Origin of the sequence: Bacillus sp. FSL W8-0848 (genome assembly GCF_038007805.1) — a bacterium.
Taxonomy (GTDB): domain Bacteria; phylum Bacillota; class Bacilli; order Bacillales; family Bacillaceae; genus Bacillus; species Bacillus glycinifermentans.
This window is the reverse complement of sequence record NZ_JBBOYB010000001.1, coordinates 129,747-153,247: the sequence shown is the minus strand read 5'-3', so window position 1 is coordinate 153,247 and position 23,501 is coordinate 129,747. Positions and strand designations below refer to the sequence as shown.

Below are 23,501 nucleotides of genomic sequence, written 5' to 3'. Positions count from 1 at the left end.
AAAAACACACGAAAATCCTAGTTCACATGGAAACTAGTCAATCGTCTTTGCGAAGGCCGAGTCCAAGCTCTTCAAGTTTCGCTTTCACTTCTTCAAGTGATTTGCGACCCAGGTTGCGAACTTTCATCATATCTTCTTCAGTCTTGTTCGCAAGCTCTTGAACCGTATTGATGCCCGCACGTTTCAAGCAGTTGTAAGAACGGACGGAAAGGTCAAGTTCTTCAATTGTCATCTCCAGAACTTTTTCTTTCTGATCCTCTTCTTTTTCAACCATGATTTCAGCATGCTGGGCTTCGTCGGTCAAGCCGACAAAAATATTAAGGTGTTCAGTCAAAATCTTTGAACCAAGCGCAATCGCTTCTTTTGGTCCAGTGCTTCCATCTGTCCATACGTCAAGCGTAAGTTTGTCATAGTTTGTAATCTGACCCACACGAGTATTCTCTACTTGATATGAAACGCGAGAAACAGGTGTATAGATGGAATCAATCGGGATGACGCCAATCGGCTGATCGTCTCTTTTATTCGCATCAGCTGGTGTGTACCCGCGACCTCTTTGAGCGGTTAAGCGAACTCGGAAACTCGCGTTTTGGCCAAGAGTCGCAATGTGAAGATCAGGATTCAAAATCTCAACATCACTGTCGTGGGTAATATCAGCAGCCGTTACAACTCCTTCACCCTGAACATCAATCTCAAGCGTCTTCTCTTCTTCAGAGTAGATTTTCAATGCAAGTTTTTTAATGTTTAAGATAATCGTTGTAACATCTTCAACAACGCCTTCAATCGTCGAGAATTCATGCAGTACACCATCTATCTGGATCGATGTTACAGCGGCACCAGGGAGTGAGGATAAAAGGATACGACGTAAGGAGTTACCCAAAGTTGTACCATATCCACGCTCAAGTGGCTCTACGACAAATTTACCATACTTGGCATCGTCGCTGATTTCAACCGTTTCGATTTTTGGTTTTTCAATCTCGATCATTTCATAAAACCCTCCTTCAAAACGTCGAAACCCCGGACAGAATTCCTCTGATTCTATCCGAAATTCCCCATTGTTTAGTCCCGTATGTGCTCAGGCAACGAGTGTGCATTCGTTTTATAAATTAACTGTATCATAACCCATTATTGACAGGGACACAAAATCTATACAAACAAATTACACGCGGCGACGTTTTGGCGGACGGCAACCGTTATGAGGAACAGGCGTTACGTCTCTGATCGCAGTAACTTCAAGTCCGGCAGCTTGCAGTGCACGGATTGCAGCTTCACGGCCAGAACCCGGTCCTTTAACAGTAACTTCAAGAGTTTTCAGTCCATGTTCCATTGAAGCTTTTGCAGCTGTTTCAGCGGCCATTTGTGCAGCGAATGGAGTGGATTTACGAGATCCTTTAAATCCTAGAGCTCCGGCACTTGACCAAGAAAGAGCATTGCCATGAACATCAGTAATTGTAACGATCGTGTTGTTGAAAGTTGAACGAATATGAGCGATTCCAGATTCAATATTCTTTTTCACGCGGCGTTTACGCGTGTTTGATTTACGAGCAGCAGCCATTGTTCAAATACCTCCCTTGCTTATTTTTTCTTGTTAGCTACAGTACGACGCGGACCTTTACGAGTACGCGCATTGTTTTTCGTATTTTGACCGCGAACAGGCAATCCGCGACGATGGCGAATTCCGCGGTAGCTTCCGATTTCGATCAGACGTTTGATGTTAAGAGACACTTCACGGCGAAGGTCACCTTCAACTTTCAATTTGTCGATCGCGTCACGGATTTTACCAAGTTCCTCTTCAGTCAAATCACGAACGCGAGTATCTTCAGAAACACCAGCTTCTTTTAATACTTGCTGAGCCGTTGTACGGCCGATTCCATAGATGTATGTCAATGAAATAACAACACGTTTGTCACGTGGGATATCTACACCAGCAATACGAGCCATTCTCTCTCGCACCTCCTTAAAAATTAGCCTTGTTTTTGTTTATGCTTTGGATTTTCACAGATCACCATTACTTTTCCTTTTCTGCGAATGACCTTGCATTTTTCACAGATCGGTTTAACTGATGGTCTCACTTTCATGTGTTTCCAACCTCCTTCAATTTCCGGAGTGCCTTATTTGTAACGGTACGTAATTCTACCACGAGTTAAGTCATATGGAGATAATTCTACCGTAACTTTGTCTCCAGGTAAAATGCGAATGAAGTGCATACGGATCTTACCGGATACATGAGCCAAAACCGTGTGGCCATTTTCAAGTTCAACTTTGAACATTGCGTTTGGCAGCGTTTCGACTACTGTACCTTCCACTTCAATTACATCGTCTTTCGCCATTCAAGTGTTCTCCCTTCTTCAAATCAGTAACTTGCTCTCTGACAAATTTCAAAAGAGAATATCTCAATTTTCCATTTGTCACACGCCCAGTTTCGTTTATACTGTTCTGAACTTCCGGAGATACGCAATCATAAAAGGTTAAATGATTGATATTCTTTTTCTTAGGAGAATGAAATTTACGTTTTTCTCCGTCTGCTACCAGCACATGATGATGATCGAAGATATCGATAACAACTGCGTATTGGTTCGTTTCGCGTCCTCGTGTAATACGTACGAACTGTCCAATTTCAGGCGTTTTCCGAATCATCTCATTCACCTAGGCTTTTGTCAGTATATCAAAACCTGTCTCCGTAATCGCAATCGTGTGTTCAAAATGAGCACACTTTTTCCCGTCCACAGTAACAACCGTCCAATTATCAGCCAGCGTTTTGACATACCGGCTGCCTGCGTTGACCATCGGTTCAATGGCCAAGACCATGCCGTGCTTTAACCGCGGGCCTTTATTCGGCGGACCGTAGTGAGGAATTTGCGGGTCCTCATGCAGATCCTGCCCGACCCCATGTCCGACATATTCCCTGACAACAGAATAATGTTCGCTTTCGACATACGTTTGTATTGCGTGGGAAATATTCGACAAACGTTCTCCCGGTTTTGCTTCCTGCAAGCCTCTATATAAAGATTCCTCTGTCACGTCCAGCAGCTTTTGATCCTCATCGCTGATCGTTCCCACTGGATACGTCCATGCAGAGTCACCATGATAACCGTTTAGCTTCGCACCGATATCGATGCTGATGATGTCTCCGTCACGAAGCACCCGGCTTCCAGGTATACCGTGAACCAGCTCTTCGTTGACTGAAACGCAAATGCTCCCGCGAAAACCATTATACCCTTTAAAAGATGGGATTGCACCCTGCTTCGTAATAAAACGTTCGGCAATTTGATCCAATTCTTTTGTCGAGATTCCGGGCGTAATGTGCTTTTTAAGCTCCTCGTGAGTTAAAGCAACAATCCGGCCTGCTTCACGCATGATTTCGATTTCTCGGGGAGTTTTACAAATAATCATTTGTCCCGGCCTCCGAGAAGCTCTTTTATATCTGCGTAAACTTCATTGATGTGCTGTTGCCCTTCAATGTTTACAAGATATCCTTTATCCGCATAAAAATCGAGTAAAGGCTGAGTCTGCTTCAAGTTGACCTCAAGACGCGTGGATACCGTAGCCTCATTATCATCTTCGCGCTGATAGAGTTCTCCTCCACACTTGTCGCATATATTTTCCTTTGCAGGCGGATTAAAGACTAAATGATAAGTTGCACCGCAGTTTTTGCAGATTCTGCGCCCAGTAAGACGTTCCATCAAGGCATCTTTATCGACTTGAATATTGATGACATAATCAATCGACTTGCCCAGTCCTTTAAGAATTTCCTCTAGTGCCTCAGCTTGAGCGACTGTTCTCGGAAATCCGTCCAGAAGAAAACCCCGGTCACAATCATTCTTGCCAAGTCTCTCCCTGACAATACCAATCGTCACTTCATCCGGAACAAGTTCACCTTTATCAATGTATGATTTGGCTTCAAGTCCAAGATCCGTTTCTTCTTTCATGGCAGCGCGGAACATGTCTCCTGTTGAGATATGAGGTATCCCAAAATCGTCAACAATCCGTTCAGCCTGTGTTCCTTTACCGGCTCCAGGCAGTCCCATTAAGACTAAGTTCATTTCGGATTCCCCGTCCTCTCTATTTTTAGAGGGAATGGGCACATCCCATTTCCTCTAGTGCTTCATAAATCCACGATAGTTTCGCTTCACCAGCTGGCTTTCAAGCTGCTTCATAGTTTCAAGTGCTACACCGATCACAATCAGCAAGCTCGTGCCGCCGATTTGTGCAGAAGAAGGCAGCCCAGCAAAATTAACGAACAAGACAGGAAGAATGGCGATCACAGCCAAGAATATGGAGCCGACAAATGTAAGTCGATACAAAATGCTCGTAATTCTTTCCTGAGTCATTTTTCCTGGACGAACTCCCGGAATATAGCCACCTTGTTTTTTAAGATTATCGGCCATTTGCTCAGGGTTTACCTGGACAAATGCATAGAAGTAGGTAAAGGCAATAATCAATGCTGCATAGACGCACATTCCGACCGGATGCGTGTAATCAAACGTTTTTTGGATCCAGTTCGTTACATCGTTGGAGCCAAAGAATGATGCCACGGTCCGCGGCGTAATGATAAACGAAACAGCAAAGATGACCGGAATGACACCCGCCGGGTTAACTTTCAGCGGCAGATGCGTTGACTGACCGCCAGGAGCAGGTGAACGGCCTGAACCTTTTGCATATTGAATTGAGATTTTTCTTACCGCCTGCTGAATGAAAATAACTCCAACGACGATCGCCAAAATCGCAACCAATATAATGACAACCTTTAAGATTTGCATGAATAACTGATCTCCAGCATCTACAAACTGCTGAGCATAGATCTGATTGATCGTCTGCGGAATACCGGCAACGATACCAGCAAAGATGATGATGGAAATTCCGTTGCCAACTCCATGAGCCGTGATTTGTTCACCGAGCCACATTAAAAAAGCAGTTCCGGCAGTGAGTACAATCGCAATGGTCAAATAAGTGCCAACTCCCGGGTCATTGATTAACGCGCCGCCGGCCATGTTATTAAACCCGTAGGACATACCTAAAGCTTGGATGAAACCAAGAACGATTGTGAAGTACCTTGTGAACTGAGCTAATTTACGGCGGCCAACTTCACCCTGCTTCGACCATTCCGTGAACTTCGGAACAACATCCATCTGCAAAAGCTGAATGATAATTGAAGCGGTGATGTATGGCATAATCCCCATCGCGAGAATGGAAAAGTTGTATAATGCACCGCCGCCAAATGTGTTTAGGACCCCAAATACGCTCATTTGATCCTGTGCCTTCAGAACCTCTGTATTTACATTCGGCACAGGAATGAATGAACCGATACGAAAGACGATAAGCATTAAAAGAGTGAAGATAATCTTATTCCGAATATCCTTCACACGCATAAAATTGGAGATTGTCTTAAACAAGTTAGATCACCTCAGCTGTACCGCCAGCAGCCTCAATTGCTTGTTTAGCAGAAGCGGAGAATTTATTGGCTTTAACAGTTAATTTCTTTTCTAATTTACCGTCGCCAAGAATTTTCACTCCAGATTTCAACTTGCTGATTACACCTGTTTCTAAAAGAAGTTCAGGAGTAACTTCCGTCCCTTCTGCAAAGCTGTTGAGTTTGTCTAGGTTGATCACAGCGAATTCCTTGCGGTTGATGTTTGTAAAACCGCGTTTAGGAAGACGTTGGAATAAAGGCATTTGTCCACCCTCGAATCCAGGACGTACACCGCCGCCAGAACGAGCGTTTTGACCTTTATGACCTTTACCAGCTGTTTTACCGTTACCTGAACCAATACCACGACCTACGCGGTTGCGCGTTTTGCGTGAACCTTCTGCGGGCTTTAATTCATGAAGTTTCATTAGGACACCTCCTTAGCCTATCATTTATTTTTATTGTTGTTCTTTAACAGAAACTAAATGAGATACTTTGTTGATCATGCCGCGGATCGCAGCGTTATCTTCGTGAACAACGGTTTGGTTTGTTTTCTTTAAACCAAGCGTTCTCACAGTGATGCGCTGATCTTCCGGACGGCCGATTACACTGCGTTTGAGGGTAATTTCTAATTTAGCCATTAATGTTCCCTCCTTATCCTAACAGTTCTTCTACAGATTTTCCACGAAGCTTCGCAACATCCTCAGCGCGCTTCAGTTCGCTCAATCCTTGGATTGTTGCACGGATCATGTTGATCGGTGTGTTAGAACCTAAAGATTTAGAAAGGATATCAGATACACCGGCAAGCTCAAGCACCGCACGTACTGGGCCTCCAGCGATAACTCCCGTACCTTCAGAAGCAGGTTTTAACAAGATGTTTCCTGCACCGAAATGTCCGATGATTTCGTGTGGAATTGTAGTTCCAACCATTGGTACTTCGATCAAATTCTTTTTCGCATCTTCAACAGCTTTGCGGATCGCTTCCGGCACTTCTTGTGCTTTACCAGTTCCGAATCCGACGTGACCGTTTTTGTCACCGACAACGACTAGAGCTGCGAAACGGAAACGACGACCACCTTTAACAACTTTCGCTACGCGGTTAACCGTAACTAAGCGTTCTTCTAACTCTAATTTGCTTGGGTCAATACGACGCATATTCACATGTCCCTCCTTCTTTTATTAAAATTCCAGACCAGCTTCGCGTGCAGCGTCAGCCAATGCTTTTACACGTCCATGATACAGGTATCCGCCACGGTCGAACACGACGTTTTTAATACCTTTCTCAGAAGCGCGTTTTGCAACAAGCTCTCCAACTTTTGCAGCCGCAGACGTATCGCTGCTTTTTTCAGCGTCAAAGTCTTTATCAAGAGTAGATGCACTCACAAGTGTAACACCGTTCACGTCATCGATCACTTGTGCGTAGATATGTTTGTTTGAACGGAAAACATTTAGGCGAGGTCTCTCAGGCGTTCCTGAAAGCTTCGCGCGAACACGGGCGTGTCTTTTAAGACGTGCAGCATTCTTGCTTGTTTTCGTAATCATCCAGAGTCACTCCTTTCTCACTTTAAGCGGTTTTACTTAGCAGATTTACCTTCTTTACGACGAACCATTTCTCCTTCATAGCGGATCCCTTTGCCTTTGTAAGGCTCTGGAGAACGTACAGCGCGGATGTTTGCAGCAGTTGCTCCAACGCGCTCTTTATCTGTACCTTTTACGACTATTTTCGTTTGAGATGGAACTTCGATTTCAATTCCGTTTTCAGGAACGATTTCTACCGGATGAGAGTATCCAACGTTCAAAACAAGTTTGTTTCCGGACTTAGAAGCACGGTAACCGACACCGACTAATTCCAAACCTCTTTCAAAACCTTTAGATACACCTTCAACCATGTTTCCGATGATGCTGCGTGTCGTACCATGCAGCGCGCGATGTTCTTTGTTATCAGAAGGACGTTCTACAGTAAGTACATTGTCCTCAATTTTAATGTTCATATCAGGATGAAACGTACGAGTTAATTCTCCTTTTGGTCCTTTCACGGTTACAGTGTTGTCGTTAAGAGTAACTGTAACGCCAGAAGGAATCTCAAGTAGCTTCTTACCTACACGAGACATACCAAGCACCTCCATTCATGTTAAACTTCTTACCAAACGTATGCTAAAACTTCTCCGCCAGCTTGTTTAGCGCGGGCTTCTTTATCTGTTAACACACCATGTGATGTAGAAAGAATCGCGATTCCAAGTCCGTTCAGTACGCGAGGCACTTCGTTTGACTTAGCGTATACGCGCAGACCAGGTTTGCTGATTCTTTTAAGACCAGTGATGACACGTTCGTTGTTTTGTCCGTATTTCAAGAATACACGGATGATGCCTTGTTTGTTGTCTTCAATGTATTCTACGTCACGGATGAAACCTTCTCTTTTCAAGATTTCAGCGATTTCTCTTTTCAATTTAGAAGCGGGGATTTCAAGCTTCTCATGACGTACCATGTTTGCATTACGAATACGAGTCAGCATATCTGCAATCGGATCTGTCATAACCATTATTTAATAACCTCCTTCCCATTAACGGGGATTACCAGCTGGCTTTTTTAACGCCAGGAATTTGTCCTTTATATGCAAGTTCACGGAAACAAATACGGCAAAGTTTAAATTTACGAATTACAGAGTGCGGACGGCCGCAGCGTTCGCAGCGAGTGTACTCTTGCACTTTAAACTTCGGTGTGCGTTTTTGTTTCGCAATCATTGACTTTTTAGCCACGATTTCGCCTCCCTTTCATTGATTATTTCTGGAATGGCATACCTAATTGAGTTAATAGTTCACGAGCTTCTTCATCCGTATTGGCAGTCGTTACGATAACGATGTCCATACCGCGAACTTTAGTTACCTTATCATAGTCAATTTCAGGGAAGATCAGCTGTTCTTTAATTCCCAGCGTGTAGTTTCCACGTCCGTCGAAAGACTTTTTAGAGATACCGCGGAAGTCGCGTACACGTGGTAAAGAAACAGAAATCAGTTTATCAAGGAAATCATACATGCGCTCTCCGCGAAGAGTTACTTTCGCACCGATCGGCATTCCTTCACGAAGACGGAATCCAGCAATAGATTTCTTCGCACGAGTAACGACAGGTTTCTGACCTGCGATAAACGTTAATTCTTCAACAGCGCTATCGATCGCTTTAGCGTTTTGAACAGCGTCACCAACACCCATGTTGATTACGATTTTTTCGATTTTTGGCACTTGCATCACAGATTTGTAATTAAACTTGTTCATTAATGCAGGTGTAATTTCTTTAGTGTATTTTTCTTTAAGGCGGTTCATGAGATAGACCTCCCTTCCTTTATTACTAGTTATCTAGAACTTGCCCAGATTTTTTTGCAATACGAACTTTTTTGCCATTTTCAACTTTGTATCCTACGCGAGTCACTTCACCTGTTTTAGGATCGAGCGGCATTACGTTTGACACATGAATTGGCGCCTCTTGGTTTAAAATTCCGCCTTGAGGATTTGCTTGCGTCGGTTTAGAGTGCTTCTTCACCATGTTGACACCCTCAACGATTACGCGGTCTTTTTTAGGGAACGCTGCAAGGATCACTCCTTGTTTCCCTTTATCTTTACCAGAGATAACCATTACTTTATCGCCTTTTTTAACATGCATCCTGATCGCACCTCCTTAAGTCCGGCATTGATATCATTAAAGTACTTCTGGAGCTAGAGAAACAATTTTCATAAAGTTGTTGTCACGAAGTTCACGTGCTACAGGTCCGAAGATACGAGTTCCGCGCGGGCTTTTGTCGTCACGGATGATAACACATGCATTCTCATCGAATTTGATGTAAGATCCGTCGTTTCTGCGCGCACCGCTTTTTGAACGAACGATAACAGCTTTTACGACATCACCTTTTTTGACAACGCCTCCTGGTGTTGCTTGTTTAACCGTGCAAACAATGACATCACCGATGTTAGCCGTTTTACGTCCGGAACCGCCAAGAACTTTGATCGTCAGAACTTCACGAGCACCAGAGTTGTCAGCTACTTTTAAACGAGTCTCTTGTTGAATCATTATTTGTTACCTCCCTTCGGAAAAAGGTTTCCGAACTTTATTAGATAATAACAGCTTCTTCGACAACTTCAACTAGACGAAAACGTTTAGTCGCAGATAATGGACGAGTTTCCATGATCTTTACGATGTCTCCGATTTTAGCCTGATTATTTTCATCATGTGCTTTGAATTTTTTAGAGTACTTTACGCGTTTACCGTAAAGAGGGTGTTTTTTGTAAGTTTCTACAACAACAGTGATGGTTTTATCCATTTTGTCAGAAACGACACGTCCTTGGTAAACTTTGCGCTGATTGCGTTCGCTCATGTTTTAGAGAACCTCCCTCCGGAATTATTTGTTGGCAGCAATTTCTCTTTCCCGAATCACAGTTTTCATGCGCGCGATTGACTTGCGCACTTCACGGATGCGAGCAGTGTTTTCAAGTTGTCCTGTCGCTAATTGAAAGCGAAGATTGAAAAGTTCTTCTTTAAGAGACTTTACTTTTTGTTCAATTTCAGCAGTGGTAAGGTCACGAATTTCATTAGCTTTCATTTGATTCACCACCAATTTCTTCACGTTTTACGAACTTCGTTTTAATTGGCAATTTGTGAGATGCAAGACGAAGAGCTTCACGAGCGACTTCCTCAGACACACCAGAAATTTCAAATAAAACTTTGCCCGGTTTTACAACAGCTACCCATCCTTCAGGAGCACCTTTACCGGAACCCATCCGAACCTCTAGAGGCTTAGCTGTGTATGGTTTAGAAGGGAAAATTTTGATCCAAACTTTACCGCCACGTTTCATGTAACGAGTCATCGCGATACGGGCAGCTTCGATTTGGCGGTTTGTGATCCAAGAAGCTTCTTGAGCTTGGATACCGTATTCACCGAAATGCACTTCAGTGCCGCCTTTGGCACGGCCGCGCATTTTTCCGCGATGCTCTCTGCGATATTTAACGCGTTTTGGCATTAACATATTATTTTCCTCCTTCCTCAGTTTTCTTCTTAGTAGGAAGAACCTCTCCACGATAGATCCAGACTTTTACACCAAGCTTGCCGTAAGTTGTGTCAGCTTCTGATGTAGCATAGTCGATGTCAGCACGCAATGTGTGCAATGGAACAGTTCCTTCACTGTAGTATTCAGAACGGGCGATATCTGCGCCGCCAAGACGACCGGATACCATCGTTTTCACACCTTGTGCACCAGCGCGCATTGTGCGTTGGATTTGTTGCTTTTGCGCACGACGGAATGAAATACGGTTTTCCAATTGACGAGCGATATTGTCTGCAACCAGCTGAGCGTCAAGATCAGCTTTTTTGATTTCAAGAATGTTGATGTGTACACGCTTGCCAGTAAGGTTGTTAAGGGCTTTGCGAAGCGCTTCGACTTCAGAACCGCCTTTACCGATAACCATACCAGGCTTAGCTGTGTGGATCGTAATGTTTACACGGTTTGCCGCACGCTCGATTTCCACTTTAGAAACAGAAGCGTCAGACAGGCGTTGATTAATAAATTCACGGATTTTAAGATCCTCATGAAGGAAGTCAGCGTAATCTTTGCCAGCGAACCACTTAGATTCCCAATCACGAATGACTCCGATACGAAGACCGACTGGATTTACCTTTTGACCCACGAGTTATCCCTCCTTCTTTTCTGATACAACGATAGTAATGTGGCTCGTACGTTTGTTGATTTGGCTTGCACGTCCCATAGCGCGAGGACGGAATCTTTTCAACGTAGGGCCTTCGTTCACGTAAGCTTGAGTAACAACCAGGTTGTTAACATCCATCTCATAGTTGTGCTCAGCGTTAGCGACAGCAGATTTTAAAACTTTTTCAATAATCGGGGAAGCAGCTTTTGGCGTGTGGTTCAAAATCGATACTGCTTCACCTACTTGCTTGCCTCGAATCAGGTCCATTACTAGACGTGCCTTACGAGGAGCAATACGGACTGTTCTTGCGACAGCTTTAGCTTGTTGCATTTAAAAGCCTCCTCTCATTAGCGTCTTGTTTTTTTGTCATCACTAGCATGACCTTTGTAAGTACGAGTCGGTGCGAATTCACCCAACTTGTGACCTACCATATCTTCAGAGATGTAAACAGGCACATGTTTGCGTCCGTCATAGACTGCGATTGTGTGACCGATAAATTGCGGGAAAATTGTAGAACGGCGAGACCAAGTTTTTACAACTTGCTTCTTATCCGTTTCATTTAATTTCTCGATTTTTGTCATTAGATGATCATCGACAAATGGTCCTTTTTTCAAGCTGCGAGCCATTTTGGAACCTCCCTTCGTGATTGCACTACGGTCCGATAAGAACCGTAGACAACCCCGTTATTTATTTTTACGACGACGTACGATGAATTTATCTGATTTGTTCTTTTTCTTACGGGTTTTGAATCCAAGAGTTGGTTTACCCCATGGAGACATAGGTGATTTACGTCCGATTGGAGCGCGTCCTTCACCACCGCCGTGCGGGTGATCGTTAGGGTTCATTACAGAACCGCGAACTGTAGGGCGAACGCCTTTCCAGCGTGAACGTCCCGCTTTACCGATGTTGATCAGTTCGTGCTGTTCGTTACCCACTTGACCGATCGAAGCGCGGCAAGCAGAAAGAATCATGCGGACCTCACCGGAGTTAAGACGTACAAGAACGTATTTACCTTCTTTACCAAGAACTTGGGCAGATGTACCAGCAGAGCGTACAAGCTGTCCGCCTTTTCCAGGTTTTAATTCGATGTTGTGCACAACTGTACCAACAGGGATGTTGATAAGTGGAAGTGCATTACCTACTTTAATGTCAGCTTCTGGTCCTGACATAATTTCAGTTCCTACTTGCAGGCCCTTAGGAGCCAGAATGTAGCGTTTTTCTCCGTCTACATAGTTAATTAGAGCAATGTTCGCTGAACGGTTTGGATCGTATTCAACTGTAGCAACGCGTCCAGGTATACCATCTTTATCGCGTTTGAAGTCGATAATACGGTATTGGCGTTTATGTCCGCCGCCTTGATGACGTACAGTCAATTTACCTTGGTTGTTGCGTCCGCCTTTTTTGTGAAGCGGGGCAAGCAAGGATTTTTCCGGCTGATCTGTCGTGATTTCAGCGAAATCAGAAGATGTCATGCCGCGACGTCCGTTTGAGGTCGGTTTGTACTTTTTAATCGCCATTTTGAATTTCCCTCCTTCTTTTTACAAGTGATTAAGCTTCAAAAATTTCGATTTCTTTGCTGTCTGCAGTAAGCTTCACAATTGCTTTTCTGCGACGGTTTGTCATACCAGAGTAGCGGCCGACACGTTTGAATTTCCCTTTGTAGTTCATAATGTTGACTTTTTCAACCTTCACTCCAAAGATTTCTTCAACTGCGTCTTTCACTTCTGTTTTATTAGCTTTAACGTCTACTTCAAACGTATATTTCTTTTCAGCCATTAAATCAGCAGAACGTTCAGTAATGACGGGGCGCTTAAGAACATCACGAGGATCTTTCATTATGCAAGCACCTCCTCTACTTTTTCAACCGCTGCTTTTGTCATCACAAGCTTCTCGTGACCGACAACATCGAGAACGTTGATTCCGTTAGCTTCAACGACCGTAACTCCCGGAAGGTTGCGAGCAGATAGCGCAACTGTTTCGTTAGCATCTGCAGTTACGATTAAAGCTTTTTTCTCGATAGACAGACCTTTAAGGATGGCTGCCATTTCTTTTGTTTTAACCGCATCAAGAGTAAGATCTTCAAGAACGATCAAGTTGTTGTCCTGCACTTTAGAAGACAATGCTGATTTGATTGCCAAGCGGCGAACTTTTTTCGGTAATTTATAAGAATAGCTGCGTGGTGTCGGACCGAATACGATACCACCTCCGCGCCATTGCGGTGAACGGATAGATCCCTGACGGGCACGCCCAGTACCTTTTTGACGCCAAGGTTTGCGACCTCCGCCACTAACTTCAGAACGATTTTTGACTTTGTGAGTTCCTTGTCGCAAGGAAGCTCTTTGCATAATAATAGCGTCGAATACCACGCTCTCATTCGGCTCGATTCCAAATACAGAGTCGTTTAATTCGATATCACCAGCAGTAGAACCGTTTTGGTTGTATAATGCTACTTTTGGCATGATCAATTTCCTCCTTTCCTAAGAGAATTATTTAGATTTAACAGCACTTTTTACAGTGACTAGTGATTTTTTTGCACCAGGAACGTTACCTTTAACTAAAAGAAGATTGCGCTCAGCATCAACTTTTACGATTTCAAGGTTTTGAACAGTGATTTGATCTCCGCCCATACGTCCAGGCAACAGCTTTCCTTTGAATACACGGTTAGGGTCTACCGGTCCCATTGAACCAGGACGACGATGGTAGCGGGAACCGTGAGACATAGGTCCGCGAGATTGTCCGTGGCGTTTGATTGCACCTTGGAAACCTTTACCTTTTGAAATTCCTGTTACATCTACGATATCTCCGTTAGAGAAAATATCAACTTTGACTTCCTGACCAACTTCATACGCATCCATATCCACTCCGCGTAATTCTTTAACGAAGCGCTTAGGTGCAGTTTCCGCTTTTGCGACGTGTCCTTTTTCCGGCTTGTTGGCAAGCTTTTCACGCTTGTCTTCAAAACCGATTTGGATCGCTTCATAACCGTCGTTTTCAACTGTTTTCTTTTGAAGTACAACGTTAGCTGCAGCTTCGATAACAGTTACCGGAATAAGATCACCGTTTTCTGCGAAAACTTGCGTCATACCAATTTTTCTTCCTAAGATTCCTTTGGTCATTCGTCACACCTCCTGTTAAGATCATTCTATATTTAGATTAAAGTTTAATTTCGATATCAACACCAGATGGTAAATCCAAACGCATAAGAGCATCGACAGTTTGCGGTGTTGGGTTCACAATGTCGATTAAACGTTTATGTGTACGCATTTCAAATTGCTCACGAGAATCTTTGTATTTGTGCACCGCACGAAGGATTGTGTATACTGATTTCTCAGTTGGCAACGGGATCGGACCAGATACGCTGGCACCGGAGCGTTTAGCCGTTTCAACAATCTTTTCAGCGGATTGATCAAGGATTCTATGATCATACGCTTTTAAACGAATACGAATTTTTTGTTTTGCCATTATTTTCCCTCCTTTTCGCCTACTTACATTAGACAATTCTCCGTGAGAAAAACCTGAATCACCTTGCCATGGCAAAGCGGCCGGGTGTGTCAGCAACCTCTCACTTCATCGCAGTCAAAGACCAACATGCACTATTATACAAAATTTATAGGCATGTTGCAAGGCAATATTCAATATTACCGGCATTTGCACACTTTTTTAATTATACAGATCAAACCTCAGGTTATCAAGGACTTATCAGCGGAAAAATTCTCCCATTATATCTAGTATAATCACACATGAACTAAGGACGCCCAAATAAAAAAACGAGACCCTAGCGGATCTCGTTTTTCATTTTATTAGTATTATTCAACGATTGAAGTAACAACGCCTGAACCAACAGTGCGTCCGCCTTCACGGATAGAGAAGCGAGTACCGTCTTCGATCGCGATGTTTGAGATCAGTTCAACGTTCATTTCAATGTTGTCTCCAGGCATAACCATTTCTACGCCTTCTGGAAGCTGAATGATACCAGTTACGTCAGTTGTACGGAAGTAGAACTGAGGACGGTAGTTAGAGAAGAATGGAGTGTGACGTCCGCCTTCTTCTTTAGAAAGAACGTAAACTTCAGCTTTGAATTTTTTGTGTGGAGTGATTGTACCTGGTTGAGCAAGTACTTGGCCACGTTGGATTTCTTCACGAGCTACACCGCGAAGAAGCGCACCGATGTTGTCTCCAGCTTCAGCATAGTCAAGAAGCTTACGGAACATTTCAACACCTGTAACAGTTGTTTTCTTGTTTTCTTCTTGAAGACCGATGATTTCAACTTCGTCACCGACTTTAACTTGACCGCGTTCTACACGACCAGTAGCAACAGTACCACGACCAGTGATTGAGAATACGTCCTCAACAGGCATCATGAACGGTTTGTCAGTTTCACGTTCTGGAGTTGGGATGTACTCGTCAACAGCAGCCATAAGCTCAAGAATTTTTTCTTCGTATTGAGCGTCGCCTTCAAGAGCTTTAAGAGCAGAACCTTTGATAACTGGTACATCGTCACCAGGGAATTCGTACTCAGAAAGAAGATCGCGAACCTCCATTTCAACTAGTTCAAGAAGCTCTTCGTCGTCTACCATGTCGCATTTGTTCAAGAATACAACGATGTAAGGCACGCCTACGTTACGAGAAAGAAGGATGTGCTCACGAGTTTGTGGCATTGGACCGTCAGCTGCAGAAACAACTAGGATCGCTCCGTCCATTTGCGCAGCACCAGTGATCATGTTTTTAACATAGTCAGCGTGTCCTGGGCAGTCAACGTGTGCATAGTGACGAGTGTCAGTTTCGTACTCAACGTGTGCAGTAGAGATTGTGATTCCGCGCTCACGCTCTTCTGGAGCACCGTCGATTTGATCGTATGCACGAGCTTCTGCTTTACCTGATTTAGATAGAACAGTTGTGATAGCTGCAGTTAATGTAGTTTTACCATGGTCAACGTGTCCAATTGTACCGATGTTGGCATGTGATTTGGAACGGTCGAATTTTTCTTTAGCCATTCTGAAAATCCTCCTTAAAAGGGTTTATTTTAATATATAGAGTGATAGAAAGTGAAAGCTGTGTTTCACTTTCTCATCTTACAATAGTAGTTATACTTTAATGAAGCGGCAAAATCAATTATTCGCCTTTATTTTTTTTGATGATCTCATCAGCGATGCTCTTAGGCACTTCTTCGTAGTGATCGAAGACCATTGTGAACGTACCGCGTCCTTGTGTGTTTGAACGGAGCGCCGTAGCGTAACCGAACATTTCAGAAAGTGGAACCATCGCGCGAACGACTTGAGCGTTTCCGCGTCCTTCCATACCTTCTACGCGACCGCGGCGTGATGTGATGTCACCCATGATGTCTCCCATGTATTCTTCTGGGATAACGACTTCAACTTTGGAGATCGGCTCAAGAATAACCGGGTTACACTTGCTTGCCGCGTTTTTAAGCGCCATGGAAGCAGCGATTTTAAACGCCATTTCGTTAGAGTCGACATCGTGGTAAGAACCATCAAACAGTTTTGCTTTGATATCGATGACAGGGTAGCCTGCGATAACACCGTTTTGCAGTGCATCTTCAAGCCCTGCTTGAACAGCCGGAATGTATTCACGAGGAACGACACCGCCGACGATTGCATTTTCGAATTCAAAGCCTTTTCCTTCTTCGTTTGGAGAGAATTCAATCCAAACGTGACCGAATTGTCCGCGTCCACCGGATTGACGTACGAATTTACCTTCAACTTGCGCGCTCGCACGGAATGTTTCGCGATACGCAACTTGAGGAGCACCGACGTTGGCTTCCACTTTAAATTCGCGTTTCATACGGTCAACGATGATATCAAGGTGAAGCTCACCCATACCGCCGATGATCGTTTGGCCTGTTTCAGCGTCAGTATGCGCACGGAACGTTGGATCCTCTTCAGCCAGTTTAGCCAGTGCAGTAGACATTTTGTCTTGGTCTGCCTTAGATTTAGGCTCGATCGCAACGTGGATAACAGGCTCAGGGAATTCCATTGATTCCAGGATAACAAGGTTTTTCTCGTCGCATAGCGTGTCACCAGTTGTCGTATCCTTTAGACCTACAGCTGCTGCGATATCCCCTGCGTATACAGTTGAGATTTCTTCACGGCTGTTGGCGTGCATTTGCAGGATACGTCCGACGCGCTCACGTTTGCCTTTTGTTGAGTTTCTTACGTATGAACCGGAATCAAGCGTTCCTGAGTACACACGGAAGAACGTCAGCTTACCAACGTAAGGGTCAGTCATAACTTTGAACGCCAATGCTGAGAAAGGAGCATCGTCAGAAGACTCACGAGTAACCTCTTCATCAGAATCAGGCAGAATACCTTTGATTGCCGGTACGTCAGTCGGAGCTGGCAGGTAGTCAAGAACTGCGTCAAGCACTAATTGAACACCTTTGTTTTTGAAAGCTGAACCACATAGAACCGGGTAGAATTCTACGTTACAAGTTCCTTTGCGGATTGCCGCTTTCAGCTCGTCAACTGTGATTTCTTCGCCTTCCAAGTACTTCATCATAAGCTCTTCGTCAAGCTCAGCAACAGCTTCAATCAAGCTTGCGCGAAGCTCTTCGGCTTTGTCTTTGTACTCAGCAGGGATTTCACGCGCATCAGAGCGTGTTCCAAGATCATCTTCGTAGTAGTACGCAACGTTTTCTACAAGGTCAATGATCCCTTCGAAGTTGTCTTCAGCGCCAATCGGTAATTGGATCGCGTGAGCGTTCGCCTCAAGACGGTCTCTAAGAGTTCCTACAGAGTAAAGGAAATCCGCACCGGTTTTGTCCATTTTGTTGACAAATACGATACGAGGTACTCCGTAAGTTGTCGCCTGACGCCAAACTGTTTCAGTTTGCGGCTCAACGCCTGATTGCGCGTCAAGAACGGCAACGGCACCATCAAGTACGCGCAGGGAACGTTCAACTTCAACCGTGAAGTCTACGTGTCCTGGTGTATCGATGATGTTAACGCGGTGTCCTTTCCATTGTGCTGTCGTCGCAGCAGATGTAATCGTGATACCGCGTTCTTGTTCCTGCTCCATCCAGTCCATTTGGGAAGCCCCTTCATGAGTTTCACCAATTTTGTGGATACGGCCTGTATAGAACAAGATACGTTCTGTTGTAGTCGTCTTACCGGCATCGATGTGAGCCATGATTCCGATATTACGAGTTTTTTCTAAGGAGAACTCTCTTGCCATTGGGTCTTTTCTCCTTCCTTCTAGGAAATAATATTTTGTCGCGTAAGATTACCAGCGATAGTGAGCAAACGCTTTGTTCGCTTCAGCCATCTTATGTGTATCTTCACGTTTCTTAACAGCAGCGCCAGTATTGTTGGCTGCATCTAAAATTTCGTTAGCCAAACGCTCTTCCATCGTTTTTTCTCCGCGGAGACGAGCGTAGTTTACTAACCAGCGAAGTCCAAGAGTCGTACGACGTTCAGGACGAACCTCTACAGGCACTTGGTAGTTCGCACCACCTACACGGCGTGCTTTAACTTCAAGTACAGGCATGATGTTTTTCAATGCTTGTTCGAAAACCTCCATTGCATCGTTGCCGGTACGTTCTTTAATGATATCGAATGACTTGTATAGGATTGTTTGAGCTTTGCCTTTTTTACCGTCGATCATCATTTTGTTGATCAAACGAGTAACCAGCTTAGAGTTGTAAATTGGATCAGGCAAAACGTCTCTTTTTGCTACAGGACCTTTACGTGGCATCTGATTAGCCTCCCTTCTCTTGTTACGGGTTTCAAGCAGAGGGGGGTTTTTCACGGCATCTGATACAGCACGGAAACATCCGCTTCCCGCGGAAGTCCGATACCCTAACAGCTTTGCCAGATTTCCCCGCTTTTAAAAACCCTTTTCTTTGTATTTAAACTGAATTATTTTTTCTTAGGACGTTTTGTACCGTATTTAGAACGGCCTTGTGCACGGTTTTCAACTCCGGCAGTATCAAGCGCGCCACGCACGATGTGGTAGCGTACCCCCGGTAAGTCTTTAACACGTCCGCCGCGGATCAATACGACACTGTGCTCTTGCAGGTTGTGTCCGATACCAGGAATGTAGGCAGTAACCTCGATTCCGTTTGTTAAGCGAACACGGGCATATTTACGAAGCGCTGAGTTCGGCTTCTTCGGTGTCATTGTACCAACACGAGTACATACCCCGCGTTTTTGTGGTGAAGATACGTTAGTGTGCTCTTTCTTAAAGCTGTTGTATCCTTTGTTAAGTGCAGGAGACTTTGAAGTTTCTACTTTGTTCACGCGTCCCTTGCGTACTAACTGATTAATTGTAGGCATGTTGTATTTCCTCCCTTCATCATGTTTTATAACCCACATACCCAGGTGGTTCATTTAAAACCAAAAAACAATGTCTTTGCATGCAAGCAAAAACAACGAGTACGTTATTGAATAATGGCAACAGCTGCCGCTCCGACTTCAATTCCGCAGGCTTTGCCGAGCTTCTTCATGGAATCTGCCATGGAGACGGGAATGCCTTGTTCGTTTGCCAGATTGATAACACCTGTCGTCAGACAAGGATCTGCGTCTTTCGCTACGACAACTTCTTTGACAGAATTGCGTTTGAGAGCTTTAACTGTCTGCTTCGTACCGATAATAATAGATTGAGCCTGTGATACTTTATCATAAGACATTATACATCCTCCAAAGTAACAGGTTTAAATTGAGCACCTTGGTTATATTATCATCCTGAAAGAAGGATGTCAACACAGTATGACAATTTTTAGTGACATCCTTCTTTAGGATATTTTAAATCTATTCTGCCGGAACCATTTCTTCTGAAGATTCAACTTGTAAAACCGGCTTTACTTTGCGGTAGTTCAGCATACCCGTTCCAGCCGGAACAAGTTTACCGATGATAACATTCTCTTTCAGGCCGAGAAGTTCATCGCGTTTTCCTTTGATCGCTGCATCTGTCAGGACGCGTGTTGTTTCCTGGAATGATGCGGCGGACAGGAAGGAATCCGTTTCAAGCGATGCTTTGGTGATACCGAGCAGTACAGGACGTCCTGTCGCAGGTCGTTTTCCTTCAAGCAACACTTTTTTGTTCGCTTGGGTAAACTGGTGAATATCGAGCAATGTACCAGGCAGCACTTCTGTGTCGCCGGCATCGATGACACGAACTTTGCGAAGCATTTGGCGAACCATAACTTCGACGTGTTTATCCCCGATTTCAACCCCCTGCATACGGTAAACCTTTTGCACCTCGTGCAGAAGATATTCCTGAACCGTCGTGATATCCGTTACTTTCAGAAGCTCTTTCGGGTCAACCGAACCTTCTGTCAGGACTTGGCCGCGGGAAATCTTCTCGCCTTCGGTTACTTTCAGGCGTGCATTGTAAGGCGCCGTGTATGAACGGGTTTCAACTTCGCCCTGCACCACAATTTCCTGCTGCTTGTCACGGACTTCATTAATTTCGGCTACGACACCGTCAATTTCGGAGATCGTCGCCTGACCTTTAGGGTTACGCGCTTCAAACAATTCCTGAATACGCGGCAAACCTTGTGTAATATCGTCTCCGGCAACACCGCCCGTATGGAAGGTACGCATTGTAAGCTGTGTACCCGGCTCACCGATGGATTGGGCAGCGATGATTCCGACTGCTTCACCGACTTCAACATCGGTTCCTGTCGCAAGGTTGCGGCCGTAGCATCGTTTACATACCCCGTGTGACGTATTACATGTAAATGCGGAACGGATCCACACTTCTTCAATGCCTGCTTCAACGATTTCCATTGCTTTGTCTTCGTCGATCAGCTCGTTTTCCTTCACAAGGATTTCCCCTGTTTCAGGATGTTTGACAGGCTTTCTCGCAAAGCGGCCGATGAGGCGCTCTTCAAGACGCTCGATTACTTCTGTACCTTCCGTGATGGCTTTCGCAAGGATACCGCGGTCAGTACCGCAATCCGTCTCACGGATGATGACGTCTTGGGCAACGTCTACGAGACGTCGCGTTAAGTAACCTGAGTCAGCTGTCTTAAGGGCTGTATCAGCAAGACCTTTACGCGCACCGTGAGTGGAGATAAAGTACTCCAATACTGTTAAGCCTTCGCGGAAGCTTGATTTGATCGGGAGCTCGATAATCCGTCCGGCCGGGTTGGCCATCAGTCCGCGCATTCCCGCAAGCTGCGTAAAGTTCGAGGCGTTACCCCGGGCTCCAGAGTCACTCATCATGTAGATCGGGTTGATTTCATCCAAGGACTTCATCAGCTTGCCTTGGATCGTATCCTTAGCCGCGCTCCAGATGGAGATGACGCGTTCATAACGCTCTTCTTCCGTAATCAGACCGCGTCTGAACTGCTTCATGACGTTGTCGACTTTTCCTTGGGCTTCTTCAAGGATTTCCTGTTTGTCATCCAAAACGACGATATCGGAAACACCGACCGTAATTCCGGCTTTTGTTGAATATTTAAAGCCGAGGTTTTTCATGCGGTCAAGCATTTTGGACGTTTCGGTAATGTGGAATCTTTTGAAGATCTCCGCAATGATTTTACCCAATATGCCTTTTTTGAACGGCGCGTTGATTTCCTGATTGCGGATTGCCTCTTTTACATCGGCGCCGTAATCAAGGAAGAAGCGCTCAGGCGTTTTTTCCTCAATGTTGCTCTTCGTCGGTTCATTAATGTATGGGAACGACGGCGGAAGAATCTCGTTGAAGATCAGCTTTCCGACTGTCGTGATCAAAAGTTTTGAACGCTGTTCTTCAGTGAATGTTTCATTTTTCAGCGAGTTGACCGCAACGGCCACTCTCGTATGCAAATGAACATATCCGTTTTGGTAAGCAAGCAGCGCTTCATCCGTATCTTTGAAAATCATGCCTTCGCCGACAGCGCCAGGGCGTTCAAGCGTGAGGTAGTAGTTTCCAAGCACCATATCCTGAGACGGCGTAACAACCGGTTTTCCGTCTTTCGGGTTCAGGATGTTTTGCGCAGCAAGCATAAGGATGCGGGCTTCAGCTTGCGCCTCTGCTGATAAAGGAACGTGGACCGCCATTTGGTCACCGTCAAAGTCAGCGTTGTACGCTGTACATACAAGAGGGTGAAGACGGATGGCACGGCCTTCAACAAGCGTTGGTTCAAACGCCTGAATCCCAAGTCTGTGAAGCGTAGGTGCACGGTTGAGAAGAACCGGGTGCTCCTTGATGACTGACTCAAGAACATCCCAGACTTCAGGCTGAACGCGCTCGATTTTGCGCTTCGCACTCTTAATGTTATGGGCAAGGCCCTTTTCAACAAGCTCTTTCATTACGAAAGGCTTGAACAGTTCCAAAGCCATTTCTTTCGGCAGTCCGCATTGATACATTTTCAGGTTCGGACCTACGACGATAACCGAACGGCCTGAGTAGTCAACACGTTTACCGAGAAGGTTTTGACGGAAACGGCCTTGTTTACCTTTCAGCATGTGAGAAAGGGATTTTAACGGTCTGTTCCCCGGACCGGTAACAGGACGGCCTCTGCGTCCGTTATCGATTAATGCGTCAACGGCTTCCTGAAGCATGCGCTTCTCGTTTTGAACGATGATGCTAGGCGCTCCAAGATCCAGAAGACGTTTTAAACGATTGTTGCGGTTGATAACACGGCGGTACAAATCGTTCAGATCGGAAGTCGCAAAACGTCCGCCGTCAAGCTGCACCATTGGTCTCAGCTCAGGAGGAATAACCGGAAGAACATCAAGGATCATCCAAGATGGTTTGTTTCCGGAATTACGGAAAGCCTCCAACACTTCAAGGCGCTTGATCGCACGGGTGCGGCGCTGTCCTTGAGACGTTTTCAGCTCTTCTTTAAGCATATCGACTTCTTTTTCGAGGTCGATATCCTGAAGGAGCTTGTGAATTGCTTCAGCTCCCATTGAAGCTTGAAACTTATTGCCGTATTTATCGAGGTATGCACGATATTCTTTTTCAGAAAGAAGCTGTTTTTTCTCAAGCGGCGTGTTTGCCGGGTCTGTTACGACATAAGAAGCAAAGTAGATGACTTCTTCCAATGCGCGCGGAGACATATCCAGCACAAGACCCATGCGGCTTGGGATTCCTTTAAAATACCAGATGTGAGAAACCGGGGCAGCCAGTTCGATATGCCCCATTCTCTCACGACGGACTTTAGCCCGGGTTACTTCAACTCCACAACGGTCACAAACAACGCCTTTATAACGAACCCGCTTGTACTTTCCGCAATGGCATTCCCAGTCCTTTTGGGGACCGAAAATGCGCTCGCAGAACAGACCATCTTTTTCAGGTTTCAAAGTACGATAGTTGATTGTTTCAGGCTTTTTCACTTCTCCGTAAGACCATGAACGGATTTTGTCAGGTGAAGCGAGACCGATGTTCATATACTCAAAATTGTTCACATCCAGCAAGGGGCCTACCTCCCTTTCAATCTTCGGGTTATACCCATGTCAC

36 protein-coding genes are annotated in these 23,501 nt (G+C 44.9%); all 36 read right to left on the bottom strand.

What is annotated here, in order from left to right; translation table 11 throughout:
• Positions 1 to 37: 37 nt before the first annotated feature.
• Complete coding sequence (locus NSQ39_RS00885; RefSeq protein WP_046128866.1) at positions 38 to 982, bottom strand: DNA-directed RNA polymerase subunit alpha; 945 nt, start codon at positions 980 to 982, stop codon at positions 38 to 40.
• A 174-nt stretch (positions 983 to 1,156) separates the two neighbouring features.
• Positions 1,157 to 1,552, bottom strand: coding sequence for a 30S ribosomal protein S11 (gene rpsK / locus NSQ39_RS00880; protein ID WP_046128865.1), 396 nt, complete (start codon positions 1,550 to 1,552; stop codon positions 1,157 to 1,159).
• A gap of 20 nt (positions 1,553 to 1,572) precedes the next feature.
• A complete protein-coding gene (gene rpsM / locus NSQ39_RS00875; protein WP_046128864.1) occupies positions 1,573 to 1,938 on the bottom strand; it encodes a 30S ribosomal protein S13 in 366 nt (121 codons plus the stop codon).
• Positions 1,939 to 1,961: 23 nt separating this feature from the next.
• On the bottom strand, positions 1,962 to 2,075 hold the full coding sequence (gene rpmJ / locus NSQ39_RS00870) for a 50S ribosomal protein L36 (RefSeq protein WP_003156543.1): 114 nt from the start codon (positions 2,073 to 2,075) through the stop codon (positions 1,962 to 1,964).
• A gap of 33 nt (positions 2,076 to 2,108) precedes the next feature.
• Positions 2,109 to 2,327 carry a translation initiation factor IF-1 gene (gene infA / locus NSQ39_RS00865; RefSeq protein ID WP_003178377.1) on the bottom strand — a complete coding sequence of 73 codons (219 nt, stop codon included), beginning with the start codon at positions 2,325 to 2,327 and terminating at the stop codon, positions 2,109 to 2,111.
• Complete coding sequence (locus tag NSQ39_RS00860; protein ID WP_046128863.1) at positions 2,305 to 2,634, bottom strand: KOW domain-containing RNA-binding protein; 330 nt, start codon at positions 2,632 to 2,634, stop codon at positions 2,305 to 2,307. The genes infA and NSQ39_RS00860 overlap by 23 nt, the downstream gene beginning before the upstream one ends.
• A gap of 9 nt (positions 2,635 to 2,643) precedes the next feature.
• Positions 2,644 to 3,390 carry a type I methionyl aminopeptidase gene (gene map / locus NSQ39_RS00855; RefSeq protein ID WP_216899324.1) on the bottom strand — a complete coding sequence of 249 codons (747 nt, stop codon included), beginning with the start codon at positions 3,388 to 3,390 and terminating at the stop codon, positions 2,644 to 2,646.
• Complete coding sequence (locus tag NSQ39_RS00850) at positions 3,387 to 4,040, bottom strand: adenylate kinase (RefSeq protein WP_216899321.1); 654 nt, start codon at positions 4,038 to 4,040, stop codon at positions 3,387 to 3,389. Before NSQ39_RS00850 ends, map begins: the two co-directional genes overlap by 4 nt.
• A gap of 54 nt (positions 4,041 to 4,094) precedes the next feature.
• Positions 4,095 to 5,390, bottom strand: a complete 1,296-nt coding sequence (gene secY, locus NSQ39_RS00845; protein WP_046128861.1) for a preprotein translocase subunit SecY — start codon at positions 5,388 to 5,390, stop codon at positions 4,095 to 4,097.
• 1 nt (position 5,391) lies between these two features.
• The gene (gene rplO, locus NSQ39_RS00840) at positions 5,392 to 5,832 is read right to left on the bottom strand and encodes a 50S ribosomal protein L15 (RefSeq protein ID WP_029418438.1); all 441 of its coding nucleotides are present in this window, start codon (positions 5,830 to 5,832) and stop codon (positions 5,392 to 5,394) included.
• 30 nt (positions 5,833 to 5,862) lie between these two features.
• Complete coding sequence (gene rpmD / locus NSQ39_RS00835) at positions 5,863 to 6,045, bottom strand: 50S ribosomal protein L30 (protein ID WP_046128860.1); 183 nt, start codon at positions 6,043 to 6,045, stop codon at positions 5,863 to 5,865.
• Between the two features lie 13 nt (positions 6,046 to 6,058).
• Positions 6,059 to 6,559, bottom strand: a complete 501-nt coding sequence (gene rpsE / locus NSQ39_RS00830) for a 30S ribosomal protein S5 (protein ID WP_046128859.1) — start codon at positions 6,557 to 6,559, stop codon at positions 6,059 to 6,061.
• Between the two features lie 24 nt (positions 6,560 to 6,583).
• On the bottom strand, positions 6,584 to 6,946 hold the full coding sequence (gene rplR, locus NSQ39_RS00825; RefSeq protein WP_046128858.1) for a 50S ribosomal protein L18: 363 nt from the start codon (positions 6,944 to 6,946) through the stop codon (positions 6,584 to 6,586).
• A gap of 32 nt (positions 6,947 to 6,978) precedes the next feature.
• Positions 6,979 to 7,515 carry a 50S ribosomal protein L6 gene (rplF, locus tag NSQ39_RS00820; RefSeq protein ID WP_046128857.1) on the bottom strand — a complete coding sequence of 179 codons (537 nt, stop codon included), beginning with the start codon at positions 7,513 to 7,515 and terminating at the stop codon, positions 6,979 to 6,981.
• A gap of 29 nt (positions 7,516 to 7,544) precedes the next feature.
• Positions 7,545 to 7,943 (bottom strand): 30S ribosomal protein S8, encoded by a 399-nt coding sequence (gene rpsH, locus NSQ39_RS00815; protein ID WP_006640329.1) that lies wholly within the window; start codon positions 7,941 to 7,943, stop codon positions 7,545 to 7,547.
• Positions 7,944 to 7,974: 31 nt separating this feature from the next.
• Entirely contained in the window at positions 7,975 to 8,160 is a 186-nt protein-coding gene (gene rpsN / locus NSQ39_RS00810) for a 30S ribosomal protein S14 (RefSeq protein WP_003178353.1), read from the bottom strand.
• Positions 8,161 to 8,182: 22 nt separating this feature from the next.
• Positions 8,183 to 8,722 carry a 50S ribosomal protein L5 gene (gene rplE, locus NSQ39_RS00805; protein WP_046128856.1) on the bottom strand — a complete coding sequence of 180 codons (540 nt, stop codon included), beginning with the start codon at positions 8,720 to 8,722 and terminating at the stop codon, positions 8,183 to 8,185.
• Between the two features lie 25 nt (positions 8,723 to 8,747).
• Positions 8,748 to 9,059: a 50S ribosomal protein L24 gene (gene rplX / locus NSQ39_RS00800; RefSeq protein WP_003178350.1), complete on the bottom strand. Its 312-nt coding sequence runs from the start codon at positions 9,057 to 9,059 to the stop codon at positions 8,748 to 8,750.
• A gap of 36 nt (positions 9,060 to 9,095) precedes the next feature.
• Positions 9,096 to 9,464 carry a 50S ribosomal protein L14 gene (rplN, locus tag NSQ39_RS00795; RefSeq protein WP_026586062.1) on the bottom strand — a complete coding sequence of 123 codons (369 nt, stop codon included), beginning with the start codon at positions 9,462 to 9,464 and terminating at the stop codon, positions 9,096 to 9,098.
• 40 nt (positions 9,465 to 9,504) lie between these two features.
• On the bottom strand, positions 9,505 to 9,768 hold the full coding sequence (gene rpsQ, locus NSQ39_RS00790; protein WP_006640325.1) for a 30S ribosomal protein S17: 264 nt from the start codon (positions 9,766 to 9,768) through the stop codon (positions 9,505 to 9,507).
• A gap of 24 nt (positions 9,769 to 9,792) precedes the next feature.
• On the bottom strand, positions 9,793 to 9,993 hold the full coding sequence (gene rpmC / locus NSQ39_RS00785; RefSeq protein WP_003178343.1) for a 50S ribosomal protein L29: 201 nt from the start codon (positions 9,991 to 9,993) through the stop codon (positions 9,793 to 9,795).
• Positions 9,983 to 10,417 (bottom strand): 50S ribosomal protein L16, encoded by a 435-nt coding sequence (gene rplP, locus NSQ39_RS00780; protein WP_006640324.1) that lies wholly within the window; start codon positions 10,415 to 10,417, stop codon positions 9,983 to 9,985. Before rplP ends, rpmC begins: the two co-directional genes overlap by 11 nt.
• Position 10,418: 1 nt before the next feature.
• Positions 10,419 to 11,075, bottom strand: coding sequence for a 30S ribosomal protein S3 (rpsC, locus tag NSQ39_RS00775; RefSeq protein WP_046128855.1), 657 nt, complete (start codon positions 11,073 to 11,075; stop codon positions 10,419 to 10,421).
• 3 nt (positions 11,076 to 11,078) lie between these two features.
• Positions 11,079 to 11,423, bottom strand: coding sequence for a 50S ribosomal protein L22 (gene rplV, locus NSQ39_RS00770; RefSeq protein WP_046128854.1), 345 nt, complete (start codon positions 11,421 to 11,423; stop codon positions 11,079 to 11,081).
• Positions 11,424 to 11,440: 17 nt separating this feature from the next.
• Positions 11,441 to 11,719 (bottom strand): 30S ribosomal protein S19, encoded by a 279-nt coding sequence (gene rpsS, locus NSQ39_RS00765; protein WP_006640321.1) that lies wholly within the window; start codon positions 11,717 to 11,719, stop codon positions 11,441 to 11,443.
• Positions 11,720 to 11,776: 57 nt separating this feature from the next.
• A complete protein-coding gene (gene rplB, locus NSQ39_RS00760; protein ID WP_046128853.1) occupies positions 11,777 to 12,610 on the bottom strand; it encodes a 50S ribosomal protein L2 in 834 nt (277 codons plus the stop codon).
• A gap of 31 nt (positions 12,611 to 12,641) precedes the next feature.
• Positions 12,642 to 12,929, bottom strand: coding sequence for a 50S ribosomal protein L23 (gene rplW, locus NSQ39_RS00755; protein ID WP_006640319.1), 288 nt, complete (start codon positions 12,927 to 12,929; stop codon positions 12,642 to 12,644).
• The gene (gene rplD / locus NSQ39_RS00750) at positions 12,929 to 13,552 is read right to left on the bottom strand and encodes a 50S ribosomal protein L4 (RefSeq protein WP_046128852.1); all 624 of its coding nucleotides are present in this window, start codon (positions 13,550 to 13,552) and stop codon (positions 12,929 to 12,931) included. Before rplD ends, rplW begins: the two co-directional genes overlap by 1 nt.
• A 27-nt stretch (positions 13,553 to 13,579) precedes the next feature.
• The gene (rplC, locus tag NSQ39_RS00745; protein WP_046128851.1) at positions 13,580 to 14,209 is read right to left on the bottom strand and encodes a 50S ribosomal protein L3; all 630 of its coding nucleotides are present in this window, start codon (positions 14,207 to 14,209) and stop codon (positions 13,580 to 13,582) included.
• Positions 14,210 to 14,246: 37 nt separating this feature from the next.
• A complete protein-coding gene (gene rpsJ / locus NSQ39_RS00740) occupies positions 14,247 to 14,555 on the bottom strand; it encodes a 30S ribosomal protein S10 (RefSeq protein ID WP_003156464.1) in 309 nt (102 codons plus the stop codon).
• Between the two features lie 344 nt (positions 14,556 to 14,899).
• Positions 14,900 to 16,087, bottom strand: coding sequence for an elongation factor Tu (gene tuf / locus NSQ39_RS00735; protein WP_046128850.1), 1,188 nt, complete (start codon positions 16,085 to 16,087; stop codon positions 14,900 to 14,902).
• Positions 16,088 to 16,205: 118 nt separating this feature from the next.
• Positions 16,206 to 18,284: an elongation factor G gene (gene fusA, locus NSQ39_RS00730; RefSeq protein ID WP_006640315.1), complete on the bottom strand. Its 2,079-nt coding sequence runs from the start codon at positions 18,282 to 18,284 to the stop codon at positions 16,206 to 16,208.
• Positions 18,285 to 18,332: 48 nt separating this feature from the next.
• Entirely contained in the window at positions 18,333 to 18,803 is a 471-nt protein-coding gene (gene rpsG, locus NSQ39_RS00725) for a 30S ribosomal protein S7 (RefSeq protein ID WP_006640314.1), read from the bottom strand.
• 164 nt (positions 18,804 to 18,967) lie between these two features.
• Complete coding sequence (rpsL, locus tag NSQ39_RS00720) at positions 18,968 to 19,384, bottom strand: 30S ribosomal protein S12 (RefSeq protein ID WP_006640313.1); 417 nt, start codon at positions 19,382 to 19,384, stop codon at positions 18,968 to 18,970.
• A 104-nt stretch (positions 19,385 to 19,488) separates the two neighbouring features.
• A complete protein-coding gene (locus tag NSQ39_RS00715; protein WP_046128849.1) occupies positions 19,489 to 19,737 on the bottom strand; it encodes a 50S ribosomal protein L7ae-like protein in 249 nt (82 codons plus the stop codon).
• Positions 19,738 to 19,858: 121 nt separating this feature from the next.
• Positions 19,859 to 23,458 (bottom strand): DNA-directed RNA polymerase subunit beta', encoded by a 3,600-nt coding sequence (rpoC, locus tag NSQ39_RS00710; RefSeq protein ID WP_046128848.1) that lies wholly within the window; start codon positions 23,456 to 23,458, stop codon positions 19,859 to 19,861.
• Positions 23,459 to 23,501: the final 43 nt, after the last annotated feature.